Origin of the sequence: Pseudomonas sichuanensis, from assembly GCF_003231305.1 — a bacterium.
GTDB classification, from domain to species: Bacteria; Pseudomonadota; Gammaproteobacteria; order Pseudomonadales; family Pseudomonadaceae; genus Aquipseudomonas; species Aquipseudomonas sichuanensis.
The window spans coordinates 150,748-175,289 of sequence record NZ_QKVM01000002.1; the positions used below are offsets into that span (position 1 = coordinate 150,748).

General features: G+C 63.5%; 22 protein-coding genes. 6 read left to right on the top strand and 16 right to left on the bottom strand.

Annotated features, from left to right (window positions below; translation table 11 throughout):
- Nucleotides 1-73: 73 nt before the first annotated feature.
- From alaS to acs, 15 genes are all read right to left on the bottom strand, one after another.
- Complete coding sequence (alaS, locus tag DM373_RS01780; protein ID WP_157966801.1) at nt 74-2,698, bottom strand: alanine--tRNA ligase; 2,625 nt, start codon at nt 2,696-2,698, stop codon at nt 74-76.
- A gap of 405 nt (nt 2,699-3,103) precedes the next feature.
- Nucleotides 3,104-4,111 (bottom strand): succinylglutamate desuccinylase, encoded by a 1,008-nt coding sequence (gene astE / locus DM373_RS01785; protein ID WP_110991911.1) that lies wholly within the window; start codon nt 4,109-4,111, stop codon nt 3,104-3,106.
- A 10-nt stretch (nt 4,112-4,121) separates the two neighbouring features.
- The gene (locus DM373_RS01790; protein WP_110991912.1) at nt 4,122-4,412 is read right to left on the bottom strand and encodes a topoisomerase II; all 291 of its coding nucleotides are present in this window, start codon (nt 4,410-4,412) and stop codon (nt 4,122-4,124) included.
- A 15-nt stretch (nt 4,413-4,427) separates the two neighbouring features.
- The gene (gene astB, locus DM373_RS01795) at nt 4,428-5,777 is read right to left on the bottom strand and encodes an N-succinylarginine dihydrolase (protein WP_110991913.1); all 1,350 of its coding nucleotides are present in this window, start codon (nt 5,775-5,777) and stop codon (nt 4,428-4,430) included.
- Nucleotides 5,778-5,800: 23 nt separating this feature from the next.
- On the bottom strand, nt 5,801-7,264 hold the full coding sequence (gene astD, locus DM373_RS01800; RefSeq protein ID WP_110991914.1) for a succinylglutamate-semialdehyde dehydrogenase: 1,464 nt from the start codon (nt 7,262-7,264) through the stop codon (nt 5,801-5,803).
- Nucleotides 7,265-8,293: an arginine N-succinyltransferase gene (astA, locus tag DM373_RS01805; RefSeq protein WP_110991915.1), complete on the bottom strand. Its 1,029-nt coding sequence runs from the start codon at nt 8,291-8,293 to the stop codon at nt 7,265-7,267.
- Between the two features lie 55 nt (nt 8,294-8,348).
- Nucleotides 8,349-9,368, bottom strand: a complete 1,020-nt coding sequence (aruF, locus tag DM373_RS01810) for an arginine/ornithine succinyltransferase subunit alpha (protein WP_110991916.1) — start codon at nt 9,366-9,368, stop codon at nt 8,349-8,351.
- 149 nt (nt 9,369-9,517) lie between these two features.
- A complete protein-coding gene (locus tag DM373_RS01815) occupies nt 9,518-10,738 on the bottom strand; it encodes an aspartate aminotransferase family protein (RefSeq protein ID WP_110991917.1) in 1,221 nt (406 codons plus the stop codon).
- 343 nt (nt 10,739-11,081) lie between these two features.
- The gene (gene argR, locus DM373_RS01825) at nt 11,082-12,062 is read right to left on the bottom strand and encodes a transcriptional regulator ArgR (protein WP_110991918.1); all 981 of its coding nucleotides are present in this window, start codon (nt 12,060-12,062) and stop codon (nt 11,082-11,084) included.
- A 102-nt stretch (nt 12,063-12,164) separates the two neighbouring features.
- A complete protein-coding gene (locus tag DM373_RS01830; RefSeq protein ID WP_110991919.1) occupies nt 12,165-12,929 on the bottom strand; it encodes an ABC transporter ATP-binding protein in 765 nt (254 codons plus the stop codon).
- Nucleotides 12,930-12,951: 22 nt separating this feature from the next.
- The gene (locus tag DM373_RS01835) at nt 12,952-13,650 is read right to left on the bottom strand and encodes an ABC transporter permease (RefSeq protein ID WP_110991920.1); all 699 of its coding nucleotides are present in this window, start codon (nt 13,648-13,650) and stop codon (nt 12,952-12,954) included.
- On the bottom strand, nt 13,647-14,336 hold the full coding sequence (locus tag DM373_RS01840) for an ABC transporter permease (RefSeq protein ID WP_110991921.1): 690 nt from the start codon (nt 14,334-14,336) through the stop codon (nt 13,647-13,649). Before DM373_RS01840 ends, DM373_RS01835 begins: the two co-directional genes overlap by 4 nt.
- Before the next feature lie 91 nt (nt 14,337-14,427).
- Complete coding sequence (locus DM373_RS01845; RefSeq protein WP_110991922.1) at nt 14,428-15,213, bottom strand: ABC transporter substrate-binding protein; 786 nt, start codon at nt 15,211-15,213, stop codon at nt 14,428-14,430.
- A gap of 221 nt (nt 15,214-15,434) precedes the next feature.
- A complete protein-coding gene (locus DM373_RS28645; RefSeq protein ID WP_157966802.1) occupies nt 15,435-15,716 on the bottom strand; it encodes a hypothetical protein in 282 nt (93 codons plus the stop codon).
- A 61-nt stretch (nt 15,717-15,777) separates the two neighbouring features.
- A complete protein-coding gene (gene acs / locus DM373_RS01850; RefSeq protein WP_110991923.1) occupies nt 15,778-17,739 on the bottom strand; it encodes an acetate--CoA ligase in 1,962 nt (653 codons plus the stop codon).
- Nucleotides 17,740-18,148: 409 nt separating this feature from the next.
- Between acs and DM373_RS01855 the strand changes: the two genes are divergently transcribed.
- Complete coding sequence (locus DM373_RS01855) at nt 18,149-18,403, top strand: DUF2790 domain-containing protein (protein ID WP_003254526.1); 255 nt, start codon at nt 18,149-18,151, stop codon at nt 18,401-18,403.
- A gap of 121 nt (nt 18,404-18,524) precedes the next feature.
- Here DM373_RS01855 and DM373_RS01860 read toward each other — a convergent pair whose 3' ends face one another.
- Complete coding sequence (locus DM373_RS01860) at nt 18,525-20,084, bottom strand: sigma-54-dependent transcriptional regulator (protein WP_110991924.1); 1,560 nt, start codon at nt 20,082-20,084, stop codon at nt 18,525-18,527.
- Nucleotides 20,085-20,340: 256 nt separating this feature from the next.
- Here DM373_RS01860 and phhA point away from each other — a divergent pair, with 256 nt between their 5' ends.
- The 5 genes from phhA (at nt 20,341) to DM373_RS01880 (ending at nt 24,490) form a co-directional block, all read left to right on the top strand.
- Nucleotides 20,341-21,129, top strand: coding sequence for a phenylalanine 4-monooxygenase (phhA, locus tag DM373_RS01865; RefSeq protein ID WP_110991925.1), 789 nt, complete (start codon nt 20,341-20,343; stop codon nt 21,127-21,129).
- A 42-nt stretch (nt 21,130-21,171) separates the two neighbouring features.
- Nucleotides 21,172-21,528, top strand: a complete 357-nt coding sequence (locus DM373_RS01870; RefSeq protein WP_110991926.1) for a 4a-hydroxytetrahydrobiopterin dehydratase — start codon at nt 21,172-21,174, stop codon at nt 21,526-21,528.
- Entirely contained in the window at nt 21,525-22,721 is a 1,197-nt protein-coding gene (locus DM373_RS01875; protein ID WP_167409783.1) for an amino acid aminotransferase, read from the top strand. The genes DM373_RS01870 and DM373_RS01875 overlap by 4 nt, the downstream gene beginning before the upstream one ends.
- A gap of 354 nt (nt 22,722-23,075) precedes the next feature.
- On the top strand, nt 23,076-23,204 hold the full coding sequence (locus DM373_RS29410; RefSeq protein ID WP_256671375.1) for a hypothetical protein: 129 nt from the start codon (nt 23,076-23,078) through the stop codon (nt 23,202-23,204).
- Nucleotides 23,205-23,302: 98 nt separating this feature from the next.
- Nucleotides 23,303-24,490 carry an MFS transporter gene (locus DM373_RS01880; protein ID WP_110991928.1) on the top strand — a complete coding sequence of 396 codons (1,188 nt, stop codon included), beginning with the start codon at nt 23,303-23,305 and terminating at the stop codon, nt 24,488-24,490.
- Nucleotides 24,491-24,542 lie beyond the last annotated feature (52 nt).

The following is a 24,542-nucleotide window of genomic DNA, read 5'->3' on the forward strand; positions in this document are numbered from 1 at the left end:
CCTCAGCCCCAAGGGGCCCCAAAAAACAATCCAACATGAAGCGACCGCCGACTAGACCGACGGTCGCCTCATCTCAAAGTCCCTGCTCGGCGAACGGCACAGCCAGGGCCAAGGCATTGTCCAGCGCGGCGACGTCGACGCCACCACCCTGGGCCATGTCCGGGCGACCACCACCCTTGCCACCCACCGCCGCAGCGGCTTGCTTCATCAGATCGCCAGCCTTGAGTTGGCCGGTGAGGTCCTTGGTCACGCCAGCCACCAGCACGACCTTGCCCTCATGCTCGCTGCCCAGCAGGATCACTGCATGGCCGAGCTTGTTCTTCAGCTGATCGACGAGCGCCAGCAAGGCCTTGCCATCCTGCCCATCCAGGCGAGCGGCGAGCACCTTGGCGCCCTTGACCTCAACGGCCGCGTTGGAGAGATCGTCCCCGGCGGCGCTGGCGGCCTTGGCCTGCAGTTGTTCAAGCTGCTTTTCCAGCTGACGGTTGCGCTCGAGCACAGCCGACAGCTTGTCGATCAGGTTGTCGCGGTTACCCTTGACCAGTTGCGCGGCTTCCTTTACCTGCTCTTCGGCAGCGTTCAGGTAAGCCAGCGCAGCGGCACCGGTGACCGCTTCGATACGGCGCACGCCAGAGGCCACGCCGCCTTCGCTGATGATCTTGAACAGGCTGATGTCACCTGTGCGCTTGGCGTGGATACCACCGCACAGCTCGACGGAGAAGTCACCGCCCATGCTCAGCACGCGCACGGTGTCGCCGTACTTCTCACCGAACAACGCCATGGCACCCTTGGCCTTGGCGGTCTCGATGTCGGTCAGCTCGGTCTGCACCTCGGTGTTACGACGCACTTCACGGTTGACGATATCTTCCAGCGCCTTGATCTGCTCAGGCTTGACCGCCTCGAAGTGGCTGAAGTCGAAACGCAGGCGCTGGCTGTCGACCAGCGAGCCCTTCTGCTGTACGTGCTCACCCAGCACCTGGCGCAGCGCTTCGTGCAGCAGGTGGGTGGCGGAGTGGTTCAGCGAGGTAGCGTGCTGGACATCGGCATCGACACGCGCGTCGACGGCTGCGCCAACGGTCAGCGCACCGCTGGCAACCACACCGTGGTGCAGGAAGGCGCCACCGGTCTTGGTGGTGTCGCGCACATCGAAGCGCGCGGCGCCGGCCTGCAGGTAACCGCAGTCACCCACCTGGCCGCCCGACTCGGCGTAGAACGGGGTGCGATCCAGGATCACCACGCCCTCTTCGCCTTCACCCAACTGCTCGACTGCCTGGCCATCCTTGTACAGGGCAATGACCTTGCCCTGCCCTTCGGTGGCATCGTAGCCGAGGAAGTCAGTGGCGGTATCGACCTTGACCAGGCTGTTGTAGTCCATGCCGAAGGCACTGGCGGAGCGGGCACGCTCACGCTGGGCTTCCATTTCACGCTCGAAGCCGGCCTCGTCGATGGTCAGTTCGCGCTCGCGGGCGATGTCGGCGGTGAGGTCCATGGGGAAGCCGTAGGTGTCGTACAGCTTGAACACCACGTCGCCCGGTACAACCTTGCCCTGCAACTGGGCCAGGTCCTGCTCGAGGATGCGCAGGCCCTGCTCCAGGGTCTTGGCAAACTGCTCTTCTTCGGTCTTGAGCACCCGCTCGATGTGCGCCTGCTGGCTTTTCAGCTCAGGGAAGGCTTCGCCCATCTCGGCGACCAGCGCGGCAACGATCTTGTGGAAGAAGCTGCCGGTGGCGCCCAGCTTGTTGCCGTGGCGGCAGGCGCGACGAATGATGCGGCGCAGCACGTAGCCGCGACCTTCGTTCGACGGCAGCACACCGTCGGCGATCAGGAAGCCGCAGGAACGGATGTGGTCAGCGACCACTTTCAGCGAAGGTTGCTCGTCGTTGCTGCAACCGATGGCCTTGGCAGCTGCGGCCAACAGGCTCTGGAACAGGTCGATCTGGTAGTTAGAGTGCACATGCTGCATCACCGCACTGATGCGCTCCAGGCCCATGCCGGTGTCCACCGACGGCGCTGGCAGCGGGTGCAGGACGCCATCGGCAGTGCGGTTGAACTGCATGAAGACGTTGTTCCAGATCTCGATGTAGCGGTCGCCGTCTTCTTCCGGCGAGCCGGGCGGGCCGCCCCAGATGTCGGCGCCGTGGTCGTAGAAAATCTCGGTGCACGGGCCGCACGGGCCGGTGTCGCCCATGGTCCAGAAGTTGTCGGAGGCGTACGGAGCGCCCTTGTTGTCACCGATGCGCACCATGCGCTCGGCAGGCACGCCGACTTCCTTGGTCCAGATGTCGTAGGCCTCGTCGTCGCTGGCGTAGACGGTGACCCACAGTTTTTCCTTCGGCAGGTTCAGCCACTTGTCCGAAGTCAGGAAGGTCCAGGCGAAGGTGATCGCATCGCGCTTGAAATAGTCGCCGAAGCTGAAGTTGCCCAGCATCTCGAAGAAGGTGTGGTGACGGGCGGTATAGCCGACGTTTTCCAGGTCGTTGTGCTTGCCGCCGGCGCGTACGCACTTCTGGCTGCTCACCGCGCGGGTGTAGGCGCGCTTTTCCTGGCCGAGGAAGCAGTCCTTGAACTGGTTCATGCCGGCGTTGGTGAACAGCAGGGTCGGGTCATTGCCCGGGATCAGGGAGCTGGAGGCAACGCGAGTATGTCCCTGCTCTTCGAAGAAGCGGAGGAAGGCTTCACGGATTTCTGCGCTTTTCATAGGTTCTTCCACGGAAACGGCGGCCACACGTCGAATCGACGAAACGACGGCAAAGGGCCGCATTATATCGGTCCTGCAGTCTCGGTGCAGTGTGTTTGTGCGATAGAAACCGTCGATAGGACGGTTTATCAGACTAAAGCAGTTGGAAACGGCATGACCGCGATGCTAAAGCCAGCGTTTCGCTACTGGCAAGCCAATTACAGTCCTGGGGCGGGGAAAATTAACAGGTTGGTGAATTAAAAGAATTTCATCACCGAAGGGATCCAAAAGCAGGCTGATCTGGTGTCGTGGGAGCGGGCTTGCCCCGCGATGACGTTTGGCCTGGCGAGCGCGTTGGCGCTGCCAGTGCTGATCGCGGGGCAAGCCCGCTCCCACGCCAGATTCCGGTGCCTACAATGGCGGGTATCAGGCCAGCCGCTGCCCCGAGTCCGGCACGATGAGAATCCCCGCCCTGAGGCCATTCTTGACCTTGGGATTGGGGAAGATGATCCGCGCGCCCTCCTCCTCCACGACCCAGCGCGTTTCGGCCAGATCTTCGGCCAGCAGGTAGCCCTTGCTCAACTCGGAGAAGTTCTCGATGTCCGCCGGCAGGTGCAGGTGAAAACTGTCACTGTGCTTGATGATCTCGCGAGCGACGCTGAACAGCTTCAGGCCGTCGAGCGAGTCGCCGGTTTCAGGCTCGGTACCTTCGATGATCTGGATCAGGCGCTCTTCGAGCTTGTCGAGATTGACGCCTTCGTTCTGCCCGAACGGCCGCGCCTTGCCCAGTTCGAGGGTGAAGGCCTCGGCCTCCAGCTGCTCATAAGTGAAGGCACTGAAGGTAATCGAAGACTTGCTCTGCAACAGCACGGCTTCCATCCCTGCCGCAGCCAGGCGAGCCAGTTCACGCCGGGAATGCGTGCGGCCCTCCTTGTAGGGATACAAGGCGAACTGCTCGATCTTGGAACCGCGGATCGCGGTATGCAGGTCGTAATGCAGGCGGGTACGCTCCGGCTTGCTGAAGAACACCCGGGCAAACTGCTCGAGCTCAGCGGCACGCAAAGCCTCGAAGCCACTGGAAAGCTCATGACGGCCATTGAACAGGCGGTTGATGTCCTGCTCGATGAAGCGCTCGCCCTTGCGGATCGCCGCCGGGTTGCCGAACAGGAACAGCACCCTCGCACGGGGCTTGATCTTGCCATTGGCCACACCATGCAGCAGCCGCTCGAGCAGTTCGATAGGCGCCGTCTCGTTGCCATGAATCCCGGCCGATAGCAGCAGGTCCAGCCCACTGTCATCGCCTTCGGGCGGACGCACTTCCAGTGCGCCCTCCCCCAGCCAGCGCAAACGCGCGCCCTTGGGTGTCACTTGGGTCTTCTCGGCCGGTTCGTGATCGGTCAGGGTCAGCTCAAGCAGTTTGCCGAGGGCGAGCATAGGCACTTCCTTAGTGGTGGTGGCCGCAGTCCGGGCCATGGACGTGATCGTCGTCATCACCGACCTCTGCCGGTTCCATTTCCAGTTGCAGGCTGACCAGGTTGGTGGCCATCGGACGCAACAGCAGGTTGGCGTACTCGGTGTCGTTCTCGTCGACATCGACACCGATCAGCAGCTGGCCGCGGCCGTCCTGCTGGATCCACACTTCCTTGCCTTGCCAGACCACGGCAAAGCGCGTGCAGGAGGTTTCCAGCTGGGTGCCGTCTTCATCTTCCAGGATCAGGCGCAGGGCGTCGGACATTGCAATTTCTCTCTATCAAGGTTGGCGTTGGAACGGATACACCGAGCCCAGCTTCATGATCTGGGTCAGCTCATCCAATGCCGTACGACATTCGATCAGCAGTTGCGGGTCGGCCAAGTCCGCTTCGCCAAGGCGATCGCGGTAGTGCTTGTCGACCCACTGCACCAAGGTGTCGTACAGCGAGGCGGTCATGATAACGCCTGGATTGACCGCCGCCAGTTCCGTTTCCTTCAAGGCCACGCGCAAACGCAGGCAAGCCGGGCCACCGCCGTTCTGCATGCTCTGCTTGAGGTCGAACACCTTGACCTCCTTCACCGGGCCGCCCTGGCTGGTCAGTTGCCCCAGGTACGCCCAGACGCGTTCGTTGTTGCGGCACTCTTCCGGCACCACCAGCAGCATGGAACCGTCGGCGCGGCTGAGCAGCTGGCTGTTGAACAGGTAGGAACGCACAGCGTCCTCCACCGTCACCGCCGAGCGCGGCACGCAGATGGCCTGGAACTGGCCACCCTTGCCGGCCAGTTTAGCCTGCAGCTGGCCGAGCACGGCGTCGGTCTCGAGGAAGGCGTCCTCGTGGTAGAACAGCACCTCGCCGTTGCCCACCGAGATCACATCGTTGTGGAACACGCCCTGGTCGATCACCGCCGGGTTCTGTTGAGCGTAGACCACGCCATCGTCGCGCAGGCCGTGCAGCCGGGCGACCGCCTGCGAAGCTTCCAGGGTCTGGCGCGCCGGGTACTTCTGCGGCGCCGGATAGCGGCTGTCGAAAGCGCTGCGGCCATAGACGAAGAACTCGACGCCGGCATCGCCGTAATTTCGGCAGAACCGCGTGTGGTTGGCCGCGCCTTCGTCACCGAACTGCGCCACCGCCGGCAGCGCAGCATGGTGGGCGAAGTGCTTGTCGTCATTGAACATGGCCCCCAGCACACGGCTGGTGGTCGGGTGTTCGATACTGCGGTGGTATTTGCAGTTGAGGTTGGCGGCAGTGAAGTGCACGCGGCCGTCGGCGGTGTCGGCGCTGGGGCTGACCGTGGCGGCGTTGGCCACCCACATGCTCGAGGCCGAGCAACTGGCGACCAGCAACGGCATGGCTTCTTTCGCCGCGCGGCGGATCACCTCGGCGTCGCTGCCGGTGAAGCCCAGGCTGCGCAGGGCAGCCACATCCGGGCGCTCCTGCGGCGCCAGCACGCCCTGCTGGAAGCCCATTTCCATCAGCGCCTTCATCTTGGCCAGGCCCTGGCGCGCCGCTTCGCGCGGGTTGGAGCCCTGCTGGCTGTTGCTTTGTGACGCCACGTTGCCGTAGGACAAGCCACCGTAATTGTGGGTCGGCCCCACCAGGCCATCAAAATTCACTTCGTAGGATTTCATCGGCAAGGCTCCGAGACCTGTTGTTATAGGGTGACGCCCGGCGTCAGGGTCGCCGGCAGTGCAAGGCTCGCGGTCTCCAGCGAAGCCACGGGGTAGGCGCAGTAATCGGCCGCGTAGTAAGCGCTGGCGCGGTGGTTGCCGCTGGCACCCACACCACCGAACGGCGCGCTGCTGGCGGCACCGGTCAGCTGCTTGTTCCAGTTGACGATGCCGGCGCGGCTGCGCAGCCAGAAGTGCTGGTAACGGGCATTGGAGTCCGACAGCAGCCCGGCGGCCAGGCCGTACTGGGTGTTGTTGGCCTCATTGATCGCCGCGTCGAAATCGCTGTAGCGGATCACCTGCAGCAGCGGGCCGAAGAATTCTTCGTCCGGGCGACCGGTCACGGCGGTGACATCGATGATGCCCGGGGTCAGCAATGCCGCATTGGCCTGTGGCTGGGTCATCTCCAGCAGCGCCACGGCGCCTTTGGCGAGCAGGTCAGCCTGGGCCGCGACCAGCGCGCGGGCGGCCTGCAGCGAAATCACCGAGCCCATGAAGGGTGCCGGCTGCTGGTCGAAAGCGCCGACACTGATGCTGCGGCTGACCTCGACCAGGCGCGCGAGGAGTTGGTCGCCCCAGGCGCCCTGGGGCACCAGCAGGCGCCGGGCACAGGTGCAGCGCTGGCCGGCGGAAATGAACGCCGACTGGATGATGGTGTAAACCGCAGCGTCCAGGTCCTTGACCTCGTCCACCACCAGCGGGTTGTTGCCGCCCATCTCCAGGGCCAGGATCTTGTCCGGGCGCCCGGCGAACTGCTGGTGCAACAGGTTGCCGGTGCGGCTGGAGCCGGTGAAGAACAGGCCATCGATACCCGGGTTGGCAGCCAGCGCCACGCCGGTTTCGCGGGCACCCTGGACCAGATTGAGCACACCGGCAGGCAGCCCGGCTTCAATCCAGCACTGCACCGTCAACTCGGCAACCTTGGGGGTCAGTTCACTCGGCTTGAAGACCACGCAATTGCCCGCCAGCAAGGCCGGGACGATGTGGCCGTTGGGCAGGTGGCCGGGGAAGTTGTACGGGCCGAACACCGCCACCACACCATGCGGCTTGTGGCGCAGCACGGCCGTGGCGTCGGCCAGCGGGCCGCTCTTCTCACCGGTACGTTCGCGGTAGCTCTGCACCGAGATCGCCACCTTGTTGACCATGCTGGTGACTTCGGTGGCCGACTCCCACAAGGGCTTGCCGGTTTCTTCACCAATGCAGCGTGCCAGCTCGTCGGCACGGGCCTTGAGCTTTTCGGCGAACGCCTCGAGCACGGCGATACGCGCGTCCAGGCTCAACTGCGCCCAGTTCGGGAACGCCTGGCGCGCTGCCTCCACTGCCGCTGCAACTTGAGCGGCATCGGCGCCCTGCCCGGCCCAGACCACCGCCTGACTGACGGGGTTGAGCGACTGCAAGGCTTCGCCCTGGCCAGCCAGCCAGTTGCCTGCGATGTAATGCGTGGTCATTTACTGAGCCTCCCGGCCGGCGGACAGCGGCACCGCGCGCACATTGTCGCCGGCGCCCAGGCGCAGGCGCTTGGCGGTCAGCGGATCGACCACCAGGGTGCCTGCGGCAAGGCGCGCCGGCGCGGCAGTGATGCGGCAGTCTTCGCGCTTGCGGTTGTGAATGATGTAAGGGGTGGCGTCGTCACCCGGGGTGCCGACAGCCAGCACCAGGGTTTCGCTTTCACGCACTGCACGGATCTTCGAGGTTTCGCACTCGATGGCCGGGCCTGCGTCGAAGATGTCGACATACCCCTGGTAGTTGAAGCCTTCGCGCTTGAGCATGGCCAGCGCAGGCTCGGTGTCGGTGTGCACGCGGCCGATCACGTCGCGCGCAGCCTGCGACAGGAAGCAGGTGTACAACGGGAACTTGGGCATCAGTTCGGCGATGAACGACTTGTTGCCTACCCCGGTGAGGTAGTCGGCCTGGCTGAACTCCATCTTGAAGAAGTGCCGGCCCAGGCTTTCCCAGAACGGCGAGCGCCCGGATTCATCGGACATGCCGCGCATCTCGGCGATGATCTTGTTGCCGAACAGTTGCGGGAACTCGGCGATGAACAGCATCCGCGCCTTGGACAGCAGCCGGCCGTTGAGGCCGCTGCGATAGTCGCTGCGCAGGAACAACGAGCACAGCTCGGAGTTGCCGGTCAGGTCGTTGGCCAGGAACAGCGTGGGGATTTCGCGGTAGATGCCCAGTTCCTGCGAGGCGCTGACGGTCAGCCCTACCCGGTAGTTGTACCAGGGCTCGCGTAAACCGACGGCGCCGGCGATGGCACTGATGCCGACCACCAGGCCTTCGTCGTTCTCCAGCACGAACAGGTAGTCGGTGTCGCCGCGCTCGGCTTCACCGCGGAAGCTCTTCTCGGCCCAGCCGACACGCTGGCCGAGGCGCTCTTCGTTGGCCGGGAGCGTGGTCAGCCCGGTGGTGCCGGTGCTGCGGGCCAATTCGATCAGCGCGGGTAAATCGCTGCTGCGTACAGGACGAACGATCATGCTATCTCCTTGTGCGGCGGTCTGTGCCCGCCGCGAAACTCTCTGTTCCGGCTTATCAGACCGCTACCAGGCGCACGCTGGCACCCTCGCCGACGCCCAGGGCATCGGCGGCTTCGCTGTTCAGGCTGACCGGCTTGCCCGGCACCCAGTCAAGCTCCAGCAGCACCGCGCGGTAATCCTGCAACTGGCCGTTGCACACCAGGTACGGGCGGCCGCCCTTGACCGGCGCTTCGTCGAGCTTGACCGGCACCACACGGCTCTGGGCGATCGAACGGATGCCCGAAGCACGGGCATGCAGGGTCGGGCCGCCGTCGAAGATGTCGATGTAGTGCTCGGTCTCGAAGCCCTCACGCATGAGGATGTCGAAGGTGATCTGCGCACGCGGGTGCACCTGGCCCATCGCTTCCTGGGCCTCATCGTGCAGCAGCGGCACATAGATCGGGTAGTGCGGCATCAGCTCGGCCAGGAAGGTACGGCTCTTCAGGCCGCACAGGCGCTCGGCGTCGGCGTAGTTGAGGTCGAAGAAGTTGCGCCCGATGGCATCCCAGAACGGCGACTCGCCCTGCTCGTCGCTGTAGCCGACGATTTCGGTCACCACCGACTCGGCGAAACGCTCCGGGTGCGCGGCCATGAACAGCAGGCGGCCACGCGAGTTGAGTTCGGCGAAGGCGCTGTTCACCAGCTCCGGCAGCACATAGAAGCTGGTCAGCAGGCTGTTGCCGGTGAGGTCGTGGCACAGCGACAGGACGTGGATCTTGTTGTGGATCTTCAGCTCGCGCGAGGCATGCACGAAGGTCTCGTTGCGAAAGCTGTAGAACGGCTCGGAGTAGCCGGCAGAGGCGACGATGGCCGAGCAGCCGACCAGCTTGCCGGTGGCGCTGTCTTCGAGCACGAAAAAGTAGCTCTCTTCGCCATTGAAGCTCACTTCAGCGGCGAAGGAGGTTTCCGAGGCGGCGATCTTGTCGCCCAGGCGACCGGCATCGTCCGGCAGCGAGGTGACACCAATGGGGCTGTCGGCAGCCATGCGCTGCACTTCGTTCAGATCAGCCATTTGCGCGGGGCGCATCACCAGCATGGTGTCACTCCTTTCGGGAAAGCGCGCCGATCAATCGGCACGGGAAAACAGCGGGCACGCGCCACTACCTGCAAGCAGGTGCCCGCATTGAAATTCTGGATTCGCCCGCCCTGATCATGCTCAGGGCGGGCGACGGGACTACCGGGCGATCAGCCCTGAGTCAGTTTGGCCACGGCACGCTCGAAGCGATCCAGGCCTTCGTCGATGTCGGCATCCTCGACCACCAGGCTCGGGGCGAAGCGCACCACGTCGGGGCCCGCCTGCAGCACCATCAGGCCTTCCTTCTCGGCGGCGTTGAGGATGTCCTTGGCCTTGCCTTTCCAGGCGTCGCTGAGCACGCAGCCGAGCAACAGGCCGACGCCACGCACCTGGGTGAACAGGCCGGATTGCTGGCCGATCTTTTCCAGGCGGGTCTTGAAGCGCTCGTGCTTGGCCTTGATGCCCGCCAGCGTCTCCGGGGTGTTGATCACGTCCAGTACCGCGCAGGCGACGGCGCAGCCCAGCGGGTTGCCGCCGTAGGTGGTGCCGTGGGTGCCGACGGCCAGGTGCTTGGCAATTTCGCTGGTGGTCAGCATGGCGCCGATCGGGAAGCCGCCGCCCAGGCTCTTGGCGCTGGTGAGGATGTCCGGGGTGACGCCGTAATGCTGGTAGGCATACAGCGAGCCGGTTCGGCCGACGCCGGTCTGCACTTCATCGAAGATCAGCAGGGCATTGTGTTCTTCACACAGCTTGCGGGCGCCTTCCAGGTACGCCTTGTCGGCTGGAACCACACCGCTCTCGCCCTGGATCGGCTCGATCACCACAGCGCAGGTCTTGTCGGAAATTTGCGCCTTCAGCGCTTCCAGGTCGTTGTAGGCCACGTGGCTGATGCCGGTGATCTTCGGGCCGAAGCCGTCGGAGTACTTGGGCTGGCCACCGACGCTGACGGTGAACAGGGTGCGGCCGTGGAAGCTGTTAACCGTGGCGATGATTTCGTGCTTGTCCGGGCCGAAACGGTCATGGGCGACGCGACGGGCCAGCTTGAAGGCGGCCTCGTTGGCTTCGGCGCCGGAGTTGCAGAAGAACGCACGCTCGGCAAAGGTCGCGTCCACCAGCTTGTGCGCCAGGCGCAGGGCCGGCTCGTTGGTGAATACGTTGGAAACGTGCCAGAGGGTGTTGGCCTGTTCGGTCAGCGCCTTAACCAGCGCCGGATGGCAGTGGCCCAGGGCGTTGACGGCGATACCGCCGGCGAAGTCGATCAGTTCACGACCCGACTGGTCCCAGACTCGGGAGCCCTCGCCTCGCACAGGAATGAAGGCCGCCGGAGAATAGTTGGGGACCATGACCTGGTCGAAATCGGCACGTTGCACCGGGGCTTGCTCAACGGACATCTGAGTCTCCTGAAGAGGAACGCTGGCCTGGAAGTGGCGAGCGATGGGGGGATTGTAAGGACTGATCGGCGCCTGTCCTTGCTGCCAGGCGACAACTTGTTACAGCGCAAAACCCTGTTTTCAGCAGGTTTTCGGCAATGCGACAAACAGTGTCGCAATCGCGCAGTGTAACGGCAGCGGGGGAATGGGTGAACGGGTGTTCACATCAACAAAGGCGACTCACCTGTGCCGGCCCCTTCGCGGGTAAACCCGCTCCCACAGGGACCGCACAAACATCGAATGCTGCACAGGCTCTGTAGGAGCGGGTTTACCCGCGAAGAGGCCGACACAGGCAATAAAGAAATCAGCCCTTCTCGGCAGGCGCCGAGCTGAGCTCGAACGGGCTGCTGCTGCGGCGCTGGTTGCGGTCTTCACGCGGCGTTGCGCCAAAGAAGTTGCGGTACGCACTGGAGAAGTGCGGCCCGGAGGAGAACCCACACGACAGGCCAATCTGGATGATCGACTTGCTGGTCTGCATCAGCATCTGCCGCGCCTTGTTCAGGCGCAGCTCCAGGTAATACTGGCTGGGCACCCGGTTGAGGTACTGCTTGAAGATCCGCTCCAACTGGCGACGGGACACGCACACATGCTGGGCGATCTCGTCGGTGGTCAGCGGCTCTTCGATATTGGCCTCCATCAGCAGCACCGCCTGGGTGAGCTTCGGATGGCTGGAACCCAGGCGGTTCTGCAGCGGGATACGCTGACGCTCACCCCCTTCACGAATGCGCTCGACCACCAGCTCTTCGGATACCGCACCGGCCAGTTCGGCACCGTGGTCACGCGCCAGCACCGCCAGCAACAGGTCGGTCACCGCCATGCCGCCACAGGCGGTCAGGCGGTCCCGATCCCAGTCGAACAGGTGGCTGGTGGCGATCACCTTGGGGAACCGCTCGGCAAAATCGTCCTGCCAGCGCCAGTGCACCGCGGCGCGGTAACCATCGAGCAGCCCCATCGCCGCCAGCGGATAGACCCCGGCGGACAGGCCACCGACCATGCAGCCACTGCGCGCCAGCTGCTTTAGTGCGGCCGACAGCGCCGAACTGATTGCCGCCGGCGGCTCGTCGGCCAGCAGGAACAACTTCTGGCAACCTTCCAGGCGGCCGTTCCAGGCCTCGCCCGGCAGGCGCCAGGCGCCTTCATGCCCGGCCTCGGCCTGCAAGTAGACCAGCTCGTAGACCACTTCCGGATGTACCCGCTGGGCCACCTGCAACACCTCGTCGGCCAACGCCAGGGTCAGCGGCTTGGTGCTGGGCCAGATGAGAAATCCGATTCGCTGGGTGGTCATAGGGCGTGGTCCGAAACCTGGAGGGGAAGGTTCGCGCTCGTGGCGCCAAGGCATGCCGCGCGCGTTGCGCAGCATGCCCCATTATGGTGCAAAGTGCAGCCTTTACTTCAGGCTACCGGAGAGGAACTGCTTGAGTCGTTCGGACTGCGGATTGACCAGCACTTCACGCGGGCAGCCGCGCTCTTCCACCAGGCCTTTGTGCAGGAACACCAGCTGGTTGGAGACTTCACGGGCAAAGCCCATCTCGTGGGTGACCACCACCATGGTGCGGCCTTCCTGGGCCAGCGACTGCATCACCTTGAGCACATCGCCCACCAGCTCAGGGTCCAATGCCGAGGTCGGCTCGTCGAACAGCATCACCTCGGGCTCCATGGCCAGGGCGCGGGCGATGGCCACACGCTGCTGCTCGCCGCCGGACATGTGCCCGGGGAACGCATCCTTGCGATGGGCGACACCGACCTTGTTCAGGTAGTGCTCGGCCTTTTCCAGCGCTTCCTTCTTGTTCACGCCCAGCACATGCACCGGGGCCTCGATGACGTTCTCCAGCGCAGTCATGTGCGACCACAGGTTGAAGTGCTGGAACACCATCGACAGGCGCGAACGCATGCGCTGCAACTGTTTCGGGTCGGCGGCCTTGAGCGCGCCGTCCTTGCCGGCCACCAGCTTGAGCTCTTCGTTGTTGAGCAGGATCCGGCCGGCATGCGGCTGCTCGAGCATGTTGATGCAACGCAGGAAGGTCGATTTGCCCGAGCCACTGGAGCCGATGATGCTGATCACGTCGCCTGCCTTGGCTTCGAGGGAGATGCCCTTGAGCACCTCGTGGCTGCCGTAGCGCTTGTGCAGGTCTTGGATTTGAAGTTTGTACATGCTGTCGGTTCTCACAGAGCGGTCAGTGCTTGCGCGGCGCCAGGTAGCCGAGCCAGCGGCGTTCGGCCATCTTGAACAGGCGCACCAGGATGAAGGTCAGGCACAGGTAGAACACGCCCGCCGTGATGTAGGCCTCGAAAGGCAGGTAGTACTGGGCATTGACCGTGCGCGCAGCGCCGGTGATGTCGATCAGGGTGACGATCGACGCCAGGCTGGTGGTCTGCAGCATCATGATCACCTCGTTGCTGTACTGCGGCAACGCACGGCGCAGCGCCGACGGCAGCAGGATGCGACGGTACATCTTGAAGCGCGACATGCCGATCGCCTTGGCGGCTTCGATCTCGCCATGGGGCGTGGCCTTGAGGCTGCCGGCGATGATCTCGGCGGTGTAGGCGCTGGTGTTGATGGCGAACGCCAGGCAGGCGCAGAAGGTCGCACTGGATAGCCACGGCCACAGGAAGCTTTCGCGCACCGCCTCGAACTGGGCCAGGCCGTAGTAGATCAGGAACAGCTGCACCAGCATCGGCGTGCCGCGAATGACGTAGGTGTACAACCAGGCGGTCATGTTCACCACCGGCTGCTTCGATACCCGCATCAAGCCCAGCGGGATGGCCGCCAGCAGGCCGAACAGCAGCGACAGCGCCAGCAGCTTCAGCGTGGTCAGCAGGCCGCCCAGGTACAGCGGCATGGCTTCCCAGATGACGTTGTAGTCAAAGATCATAGTTCAACCACCTTGACGCCAACCGAGTAGCGCTTCTCGAGATACTTCAACGCCAGCAGCGAGACACTGGTCAACACCAGGTACAGCGCTGCCACCGCCAGGAAGAAGGTGAAGGGTTCGCGGGTGGCATCGGCCGCCTGCTTGGCCTTGAACATCATGTCCTGCAGGCCGACCACCGAAATCAGCGCGGTCGCCTTGGTCAGCACCAGCCAGTTGTTGGTGAAGCCCGGGATCGCCAGGCGGATCATCTGCGGCACCATGATGCGGAAGAACACTTGCAGGTTGCTCATGCCATACGCCGCACCGGCCTCGGCCTGCCCCTTGGGGATGCCCAGGAAAGCGCCGCGGAAGGTTTCCGACAGGTAGGCCCCGAAGATGAAGCCCAGGGTGCCGATACCGGCCACCAGCGGGTTCAGGTCGATGTAGTCGTCATAGCCCAGCAGCGGTGCCAGCCGGTTGAGCAGGTCCTGGCCGCCGTAGAAGATCAGCAGGATCAACACCAGGTCAGGGATGCCACGGATCACCGTGGAATACAGGTCACCCAGCCAGGCCAGCCAGCGCACCGGCGACAAGCGCAGCGCCACACCGATCAGGCCGAGGACGATGGCCAGGGCCATCGACGACAGGGCGAGCTGCAGCGTCAGCCACGCCCCATCGAGGATGACTGCCCCATAGCCTTTCAACATGATTGCAATTCCTCAGGGCTTGGGAATGAAAAATGGTGCAAACCTCAGAGATTCTGCTGTTTGCACCATTGCACAGGTGAAACCCGACGTCTTACTGAGCGTCAGGGCCGTAGATGTCGAAGTTGAAGTACTTCTTCTCGATCTCTTTGTACTTGCCGTTGGCGCGGATCGCGTCGATGGCCTTGTTGATGCGCTCGCGGTTGGCGTCGTCACCCTTGCGCACGGCGATACCCACGCCATCACCGAAGTACTTCACATCGGTGAACGATGGGCCGACGAAGGCGAAGCCCTTGCCGGCGTCGGTTTTCAGGAAACCGTCTTCGAGCAGGGTGGCATCGGCCACGGTACCGTCGAGGCGACCGGCCGCCACGTCCAGGTAGATTTCGTTCTGGGTGCCGTAAGGCACGACGGTAGCGCCTTTCGGGGCCAGGACTTCCTTGGCGAAGCGGTCGTGGATCGAGCCACGCTGCACACCGATTTTCTTGCCCTTGAGTTCGTCCAGGCTGGCGCTGACGGTGGTGCCTTCCTTCATCACCAGGCGAGCTGGGGTGAGGTAGTAGCGCTTGGTGAAGTCGACCGACTTCTTGCGATCGTCAGTGATCGACATGGACGACAGGATGGCGTCGATCTTGCGCACTTTCAGTGCCGGGATCAGGCCATCGAATTCCTGCTCGACCCAGGTGCACTTGGCTTTCATCTCTTCGCACAGCGCGTTGCCGATGTCGTAGTCGAAGCCGGCGATGCTGCCGTCGGGTTGCTTGAAGGCGAAGGGTGGGTAAGCGGCTTCGATACCGATCTTCAACGGCTTCTCATCGGCCTGCGATACCAGGGAAAACACGGAAAGCGCCAGGGCGCCAAGCAGTGCAAGCTTCTTCATCAGGTAACTCCATCGGTACGGGGCAATACAAGGCAGGTGTAACGGCTGCCCGATATGCGAATGGGTACAACGCGAGCCGCGCAGGTTTCGACCAAGGTCGCAGACCACGAGCGAGTGAGTGGCATTTTAGCGACAGCCCGGTAGTCGATATTTCTTCAAAGCGACAACTAGTTACAGAAGCGCTTGAAACCGCGGCGGGCGATATTGACAGCTCTCGCTGATTATGCAAGAGCAAAAGAGAAATAACCTATATCCAAAGCAATAAGCGCGCCTATTATTGGCAAACCCTTGTATTCCGGCAAGTGCAGCGTGCCACGGTGCATGAAATGGCCGAAAAATCGCACCGCGATGCGCCACGGATGTTTCCACAAGCCCCATTTCTGTGCGAAACCACCTACAGCCACGGTTACCGATGAATGTCGGGTAACAGTCCATTCAGTAAAGCAAAAACCCCGCCGGTTGCCCGGCGGGGTTTGTTTTGAAGAAAAGCCATCGCGGGGCAAGCCCGCTCCCACAGTATCGGATGACCACCGTGGGAGCGGGCTTGCCCCGCGATCAGACAGATCAGGCCGAAGCCAGGCTCATCGCCTTGTGGGTATCGATCAGGTGCTGCACCACACCCGGGTCGGCCAGGGTGGAGATATCACCCAGCGCGTCGTACTCGGCCGTGGCGATCTTGCGCAGGATACGGCGCATGATCTTGCCCGAGCGGGTTTTCGGCAGCCCCGGCGCCCACTGGATCACGTCCGGCGAAGCGATCGGGCCGATCTCCTTGCGCACCCAGTTCTTCAGTTCCAGGCGCAGTTGCTCGCTCGACTCCTCGCCGGCATTGAGGGTGACATAGACATAGATGCCCTGCCCCTTGATGTCGTGCGGCACACCCACCACCGCGGCCTCGGCCACTTTCGGGTGGGCGACCATGGCGCTTTCGATCTCGGCGGTGCCCATGCGGTGGCCGGACACGTTCAGCACGTCATCCACACGGCCAGTGATCCAGTAGTAGCCATCCTCGTCGCGACGGGCGCCGTCACCGGTGAAGTACATGCCACGGAAGGTCTTGAAGTAGGTGTCGACAAAGCGGTCGTGGTCGCCATACAGCGAGCGCGACTGGCCCGGCCACGAATCGAGAATCACCAGGTTGCCTTCGGCCGCGCCATCGATCAGGTTGCCCAGGTTGTCCACCAGGGCTGGGACCACACCGAAGAATGGGCGAGTCGCCGAACCCGGCTTGAGCGCGGTAGCGCCCGGCAGCGGGCTGATCAGCACACCACCGGTCTCGGTCTGCCACCAGGTGTCGACGATCGGGCAGCGCTGCTTGCCGACGGTCTTGTAGTACCAGTTCCAGGCCTCCGGGTTGATCGGCTCGCCCACCGAACCCAGCAGGCGCAGGCTGGAACCGTCGGCACCGGCCACGGCGGCTTCGCCCTCGGCCATCATGGCGCGGATCGCGGTCGGCGCGGTGTAGAGGATGTTGACCTTGTGCTTGTCGACGATCTTCGACACGCGGGTAATGTCCGGGTAGTTCGGCACGCCTTCGAACAGCAGCGTGGTGGCGCCATTGGCCAGCGGGCCATAGACGATATAGCTGTGGCCAGTGACCCAGCCCACGTCGGCGGTGCACCAGTACACCTCGCCCGGGCGATAGTCGAACACCCGCTCATGGGTCAGCGCGGCATACACCAGGTAGCCACCGGTGGTGTGCAGCACCCCCTTCGGCTTGCCGGTGGAGCCGGAGGTATAAAGGATGAACAGCGCCTCTTCGGCACCCATCTCTTTCGGCGCGCAGTGGCTGGAGGCGACCTTCATCAGGTCCTCGTACCAGATGTCGCGGTGCTGGTGCCAGGCGATGTCGCCGCCGGTGCGCTTGCACACGATGATCTTCTGCACGCTGCTGGTTTCAGGGTTGGTCAGGGCCAGGTCGACGTTGCCCTTGAGCGGGGTACGACGGCCGCCGCGCACGCCTTCGTCGGCGGTGATCACCACTTTCGACTTGCAGTCGATGATGCGCCCGGCCAGGGCCTCCGGCGAGAAGCCACCGAACACCACCGAGTGGATCGCGCCGATACGGGCACAGGCCAGCATGGCCACCACCGCCTCGGGGATCATCGGCATATAGATGGTGACCACGTCACCACGGTGCACGTCCTGGCCACGCAGGGCGTTGGCGAACTTGCAGACCTGCTCGTGGAGCTCGCGGTAGGTGATGTTGCGGTGCTCGGAAGGGTCGTCGCCCTCCCAGATGATCGCCAGCTGGTCGCCGCGCTCTTCGAGGTGGCGATCCAGGCAGTTGGAGGAAACGTTCAGAGTGCCGTCGGCGAACCACTTGATATCGACATGGTGGTCGTCGAACGAGGTCTGCTTGACCTTGGTGAAGGGCTTGATCCAGTCCAGGCGCTGGGCCTGCTCGCGCCAGAAGCCGTCCGGGTTGATCACAGACTGCTGGTACATGGCCTTGTAGGTGGCCTCGTCGGTCAGGGTGGTGGCCGCAACCTCGGGACGAACGGGATACAGTGGAGCCGCACTCATCTGTGTTACCTCGGTGTAATAGTTGTTTTTGTATGGAACCGTTTGTAACTGTACCAGAGCGGCAAAAGCCATTCGACGTTGGTAGTAACGCGTCCCAGCGAAGCCCGGCCCACCAGGCTCGACCGCTCTAACTCATGGCACACAGCCATCCGCGAGAAAAACCGGAGCATGCTGCCAAGGGATTGTTACAGATTCTGTCAAAAGACTTTATCAAAACCCCCTCTGTTTCGGCCGCGGTCACCCTCCTAAAATTCAACTCGCCAGCAACGGCAACGCGATTAACTTCTGGTTACAGCCCCCACGAAGGCAAAGTTGATCCGCACCTCATCCTGATAGTTGAACAACCGTTGTACTCGCGGCGCCACAAGCGCCGCGTGCCCCCTCACGACCTTAGACAGGTAAATAGAAAATGAAAGCTTTACTGGTATTGGTACTTGGCAGTCTTTGCGGCGCGGCAATGGCCGGCGAGGCAAAAGATGCCGAGCAGATTCCGGTTGAACAGTACAGTTATTCGCAGCACCTGGACATCGCCCGCGTTATTTCCATGAGCGAAGTGCCCAATGTCTGCGAAGTGGTGCCGGCCCGTATGACCTACGAGGACTCTCAGGGCCAGAAGCACATTCTCGAATACCGCGTGATGGGCAACGGTTGCTCCAACGGCTGACCCCCTGAATTAGGGCCCGCCAGGGCCCATCGCGGGGCAAGCCCGCTCCCACGAGCCTTGCTCAGACTTCGTGGGAGCGGGCTTGCCCCGCGATGCGTTTTACGACTTATAAATTCCGGACTCAATCTGCCGACTTGTTAAGTGAGTAATCACGCAACTTGTTGGCAATCGTCGTATGTGAAACACCCAGTCTTTTACCCAGCGCCCGGCTACTTGAATATTCACTCATCAAACTTTCAAGTACCGCTTTTTCAAAACGCCCGACAATCTGCGCAAGATCACCGTCCAGCGAAAACTCGCCCAACGGCTGGCGCGCACCATAATCCGGCAAACGGATATGTTCGCTCTTCACTACCCCGCCCTCGCACAACGACACAGCCTGGAACAACACGTTCTCCAGTTGCCGAACGTTGCCCGGCCAATGGTACTGACTGAGCTTGTCCATCGCGGCCGGCGCCAGGCGCGGCATCGGGCAACCAATCTGCCGGCTGGCCTGGTCGAGAAAGTGCTGCACCAACCCCTCCAACCCATCCATGCACTCGCGCAGCGGCGGGATGTGCAGCGACAGCACGTTGAGCCGATGGTAGAGGTCCTGGCGGAATTCCCCCCGGGCACACAGCTCGGACAAATCGACCTGGGTGGCACAGATCACCCGCACATCCAGGTAAACCTCCTCATCGCTACCCACCCGGCGGAAGCAACCGTCCTGCAGGAAGCGCAGCAGCTTCACCTGCAGACGCGGGCTCATCTCCCCTACCCCGTCGAGGAACAAGGTGCCGCCTGCGGTCAGCTCCAGCAGCCCGAGCTTGCCTTCGGCACGCGCGCCCTCGAACGCCCCCGGCCCGTAACCGAACAGTTCGGTTTCGGCCATCGACTCCGGCAGGCCGGCGCAGTTGAGCGCCATCAATGGCGCCTGGCCGCGCGGGCTGGCCAGGTGGCAGGCGCGGGCCAGCAGCTCCTTGCCGGTGCCGGTCTCACCCTCGATCAGCAGCGGCGCATCCAACGGCGCCATGCGCCGGGCCTCACGCACCACCGCAGCCATCACTCGCGAGCTCTGGAAGATGCTGTCGAATCCGCGCAGTTCCTGCTTGCGCACGTTGTAGATGCGCTCGCCGATGCGGTCGGCGCGGTGCAGGGTCAATACCGCGCCGGCCAACGCCTCGCTTTCGTCGTGCTCCGATTGCAGCGGCGCGATGTCGGCCAGGAACACGTCACCCTTGACCTTGATGCGCAGGCCATTGATTCGCGACTTGTTGGCGCGCACCAGCTCCGGCAGGTCGAAGTCCTCGACATAGCGTGAAAGCGGCAGGCCCGGCACCTCATCGACCCGCACCCCGAGCAGCTGCGCCGCGCCACGGTTGGCGGCCACGATGCTGCCGCCCATGTCGATGGACAGCACCGGGAAGTCCAGCGCCCCGAGCAAGGCATTGAGCTCCATGTGCCGACGCTCGCTGGGCATCAGCCCGACCCGCTTGACCCCGAACACCCCGGCGATCGACTCGAACTTCGGCCGCAAGGCCTGGAACTGGATGTTGATCAGGTTCGGGCAGTGCAGGTAGATGGCGTTGCCATGATCACCCCCCACCTCGCCGCGCAGCACGTTGATGCCGTACGCCACCAACAGGTTGAGGATGTCGCGCAGGATCCCGATGCGGTTCTGGCAGTGCACTTTGATACGCATGAAAGCTCTCGAAGCGGCCGAAGTTTTTCTTCGGCACGCGGAAAAGTCGTAAAGATAAGCTGACAAAATCCACGGAATAGCCAGCTCGATGTCCGTGATTTTCCGGGATGACAGGGCTTTTGTAAAATTATCGTTACAAAATCCAACCCAGCAGACGCCCGATAGCGGCCCGCGACCCCGTGCAAAGCGGCGGATGTAGGGATATTCCTAATGCATGTCCTGCACATAACAAGAAAGCCCTCACCAGGAGCGCCACATGAAACAGACGCACTACGTGGCCCGCGAGCCCGATGCGCAAGGTTTTATCGACTACCCGCAGCAAGAGCACGCGGTGTGGAACACCCTGATTACCCGCCAGCTGAAAGTCATCGAAGGCCGGGCCTGCCAGGAATACCTGGACGGCATCGAGCAGCTCAAGCTGCCCCATGACCGCATCCCGCAGCTGGGCGAAGTCAACAAGGTGCTCGGCGCCACCACCGGCTGGCAGGTTGCCCGCGTGCCGGCACTGATCCCCTTCCAGACCTTCTTCGAACTGCTGGCCAGCAAGCGCTTCCCGGTCGCCACCTTCATCCGCACCCCGGAAGAACTCGACTATCTGCAAGAGCCCGACATCTTCCACGAGATCTTCGGCCACTGCCCGCTGCTGACCAACCCGTTCTTCGCCGAGTTCACCCACACCTACGGCAAGCTGGGCCTGGCGGCCACCAAGGAACAGCGCGTTTACCTGGCGCGCCTCTACTGGATGACCATCGAATTCGGCCTGATGGAAACCCCGCAAGGTCGCAAGATCTACGGCGGCGGCATCCTCTCCTCGCCGAAAGAGACCGTCTACAGCCTGTCCGGCGAACCCGAGCACCAGGCCTTCGACCCGATCGAAGCCATGCGCACGCCGTACCGCATCGACATCCTGCAGCCCCTGTACTTCGTCCTGCCGAACATGAAGCGCCTGTTCGACCTGGCCCACGAAGACATCATGGCCATGGTCCACCAGGCCATGCAGCTGGGCTTGCACGCACCGAAGTTTCCACCCAAGGTCGCCGCCTGAGCCACCTTCGTCGATAACAACTCAAAACGGAAAATACTCACCATGAATGCCTTGAACCAAGCCCACTGCGAAGCCTGCCGCGCCGATGCTCCGAAAGTCTCCGACGAAGAACTGGCGGTGCTGATCCGCGAGATTCCGGACTGGAACATCGAAGTGCGTGACGGCCACATGGAGCTCGAGCGCGTCTTCCTGTTCAAGAACTTCAAGCACGCCCTGGCCTTCACCAACGCCGTGGGTGAAATCGCCGAAGCCGAAGGCCACCACCCTGGCCTGATGACCGAGTGGGGCAAGGTCACCGTGACCTGGTGGAGCCACTCGATCAAAGGCCTGCACCGCAACGACTTCATCATGTGCGCCCGCACCGACAAGGTCGCCGAGACCGCCGAAGGGCGCAAGTGATGCACTTCGCGGCGATCGGACGGGTCCCTGGCGACCCGATCCTCGGGCTGATGGAGGCCTACGCGCGCGATAGCAATCCGGCCAAGTTCGACCTGGGTGTCGGCGTGTTCAAGGACGCCCAGGGCCTGACGCCGATCCCTTCGGCGGTCAAGCAGGCCGAACAGCGCCTGATCGCCCAGCAAGCCAGCAAAAGCTACATCGGCGGCCACGGCGACGCAGCCTTTGGCCGCTTGATCAGCGAACTGGTGCTGGGCAGCGCTTCACCGCTGCTGGCCAGCCAGCGTGCCGGCGCCACCCAAACCCCGGGCGGCACCGGCGCCCTGCGCCTGGCGGCGGAGTTCATCGCCCACTGCCTGCCGGGCCGCGGCCTGTGGCTGAGCGACCCGACCTGGCCGATCCACGAGACGATCTTCGCCGGTGCCGGCTTGAAGGTGTCGCACTACCCCTACGTGGACAGCGACAACCGCCTGGACGTCGCTGGCATGCTCGCCGTGCTGGAACAAGCCCCCGAAGGCGACGTGGTGCTGTTGCACGCCTGCTGCCACAACCCCACCGGTTTCGACCTGAGCCAGGACGACTGGCGTGCGGTGCTCGATATCGTCAAGCGGCGCAACCTGCTGCCGCTGATCGATTTCGCCTACCAGGGTTTCGGCGATGGCCTGGAGCAAGACGCATGGGCCGTGCGCCTGTTCGCCGCCGAGCTGCCGGAACTGCTGATCACCAGCTCCTGCTCGAAGAACTTCGGCCTGTACCGCGACCGCACCGGCGCCCTGCTGGTGTGCAGCCACGACGCCGAGAAACTGCAGGACGTGCGCAGCCAACTGGCGCTGCTCGCCCGCAACCTGTGGTCGACGCCGCCGGACCATGGCGCCGCCGTGGTGGCCGAGATTCTCGGCGATCCGGCACTCAAGGCACTGTGGGTCGAAGAAGTCGAGGCCATGCGCCAGCGCATCGCCGAGCTTCGTGAGGGCCTGGTGCAGGCTCTTGCGCCACACGGCCTGGCCGAGCGCTTCGCGCACATTGCCGAGCAACGCGGGATGTTCTCGTATACCGGGCTGACTCCAGAGCAGGTGCGCCTGCTGCGAGAAAAGCACAGCGTGTACATGGTCGGCACCGGCCGGGCGAACATCGCCGGCGCCGACGCCAAGCGCCTTGAGCAACTGGCTGCTGCCATCGCCGACGTCTGCCGCTGATATCGCAATACCTGTGGGAGCGGCTTTAGCCGCGAAGCAAGCGACGCGGTGCCTGGCACCGGCTACGCCGGTGTTCGCGGCTAAAGCCGCTCCCACATGGACCGCGCCAGTCTCATACCTGTGGGAGCTGGCTTGCCAGCGATGAAGCCAGCACAGGCAATACAAGACAGTTGCTCCCACAGCCTTTTCGGTGCCCTGACACCGCCGGCGGTGCGCTGATCGCCCGCAAAAACCGACCCACGGGGCGGAAAAATCTCAAACTGTCATCCTCACTGCTGTATCCTGCCCCTGCTTTTCGAAGCCACACACGCGCCACGCGCAGTCTTTTCACTCACACTTGCGAGGAACGACGAGATGCATGAAATCCCGAATCTTCCCTTCCCAAGCCTGAACCCCGAAGAGCAATCCGTTGCCGCCCACGCCGAACCGACGCCTGCCGTCGAACCGCACGGTGACGATCAATCCAGCGCTGACCAGGAATAACCGCGCAGACCCCGACAGTGTGAAAACGGCTGGCCTGTGGGAAACTCCCCGCCATCGCGTTTTCACACCGTCCAGAACCTCTACACACCGAAGGCCCCATGCCCGATTCACCGCGCCCCCTTGCGGTCACCCTGCAAGTCGTCTCGATCGTCCTCTTCACCTTCATCGGCTACCTGAACATCGGCATCCCCCTTGCCGTGTTGCCGGGCTATGTGCACAACCAGCTGGGTTTCAGCGCCGTCATCGCCGGCCTGGTGATCAGTGTGCAGTACCTGGCCACCCTGCTCAGCCGCCCCACCGCCAGCCGCATCATCGACAACCTCGGCAGCAAGAAGGCCGTGATGTGGGGCCTGGCCGGCTGCGGCCTGAGCGGCGTGTTCATGCTCGCCTGCCACTTCCTCACGCCCTGGCCCTGGCTGAGCCTGGCCTGCCTGCTGATCGGCCGCCTGGTACTGGGCAGCGCGGAAAGCCTGGTGGGCTCGGGTTCGATTGGCTGGGGCATCGGCCGGGTCGGCGCAGGCAACACCGCCAAGGTGATCTCCTGGAACGGCATCGCCAGCTATGGCGCACTGGCCATCGGCGCGCCGCTCGGGGTGCTGATGGTCAAGCACCTTGGGCTGTGGAGCATGGGCGCGAGCATCATCCTGCTGGGCGTGCTCGGCCTGCTGCTGGCCTGGCCCAAACGCGCGGCGCCTGTGGTCAGCGGGGTGCGCCTGCCCTTCCTGCAAGTACTGGGCAAGGTGTTCCCCCATGGCTCGGGGCTGGCCCTGGGCTCGATCGGCTTCGGCACCATCGCCACCTTCATTACCCTGTACTACGCCAGCCGCGACTGGCCCAACGCGGCGCTGACCCTGAGCCTGTTCGGCGCCAGCTTCATCAGTGCGCGGCTGCTGTTCGGCAACCTGATCAACCGGCTGGGCGGTTTTCGCGTGGCAATCGTTTGCTTGTCGGTGGAGACCCTGGGGTTGCTGATGCTGTGGCTGGCACCGAGCGCCGAGATGGCCCTGCCCGGTGCGGCGCTCAGTGGTTTCGGCTTCTCGCTGGTGTTCCCGGCACTGGGCGTCGAGGCGGTGAACCAGGTGTCGGCGGCCAACCGCGGCGCAGCGGTGGGGGCTTACTCGCTGTTCATCGACCTGTCGCTGGGGATTACCGGGCCGCTGGTGGGCGCGGTGGCGGCGGGGTTCGGCTTTGCCTCGATGTTCCTGTTTGCGGCAGGGGCTTCGGCGTGCGGACTGGTATTGAGCCTGTATCTGTACCGCCAGGCGCGGCGGCTGCGTCCGGCCTGAAAGCATCGCGGGGCAAGCCCGCTCCCACGCGACCGATGATGTCCGTGGGAGC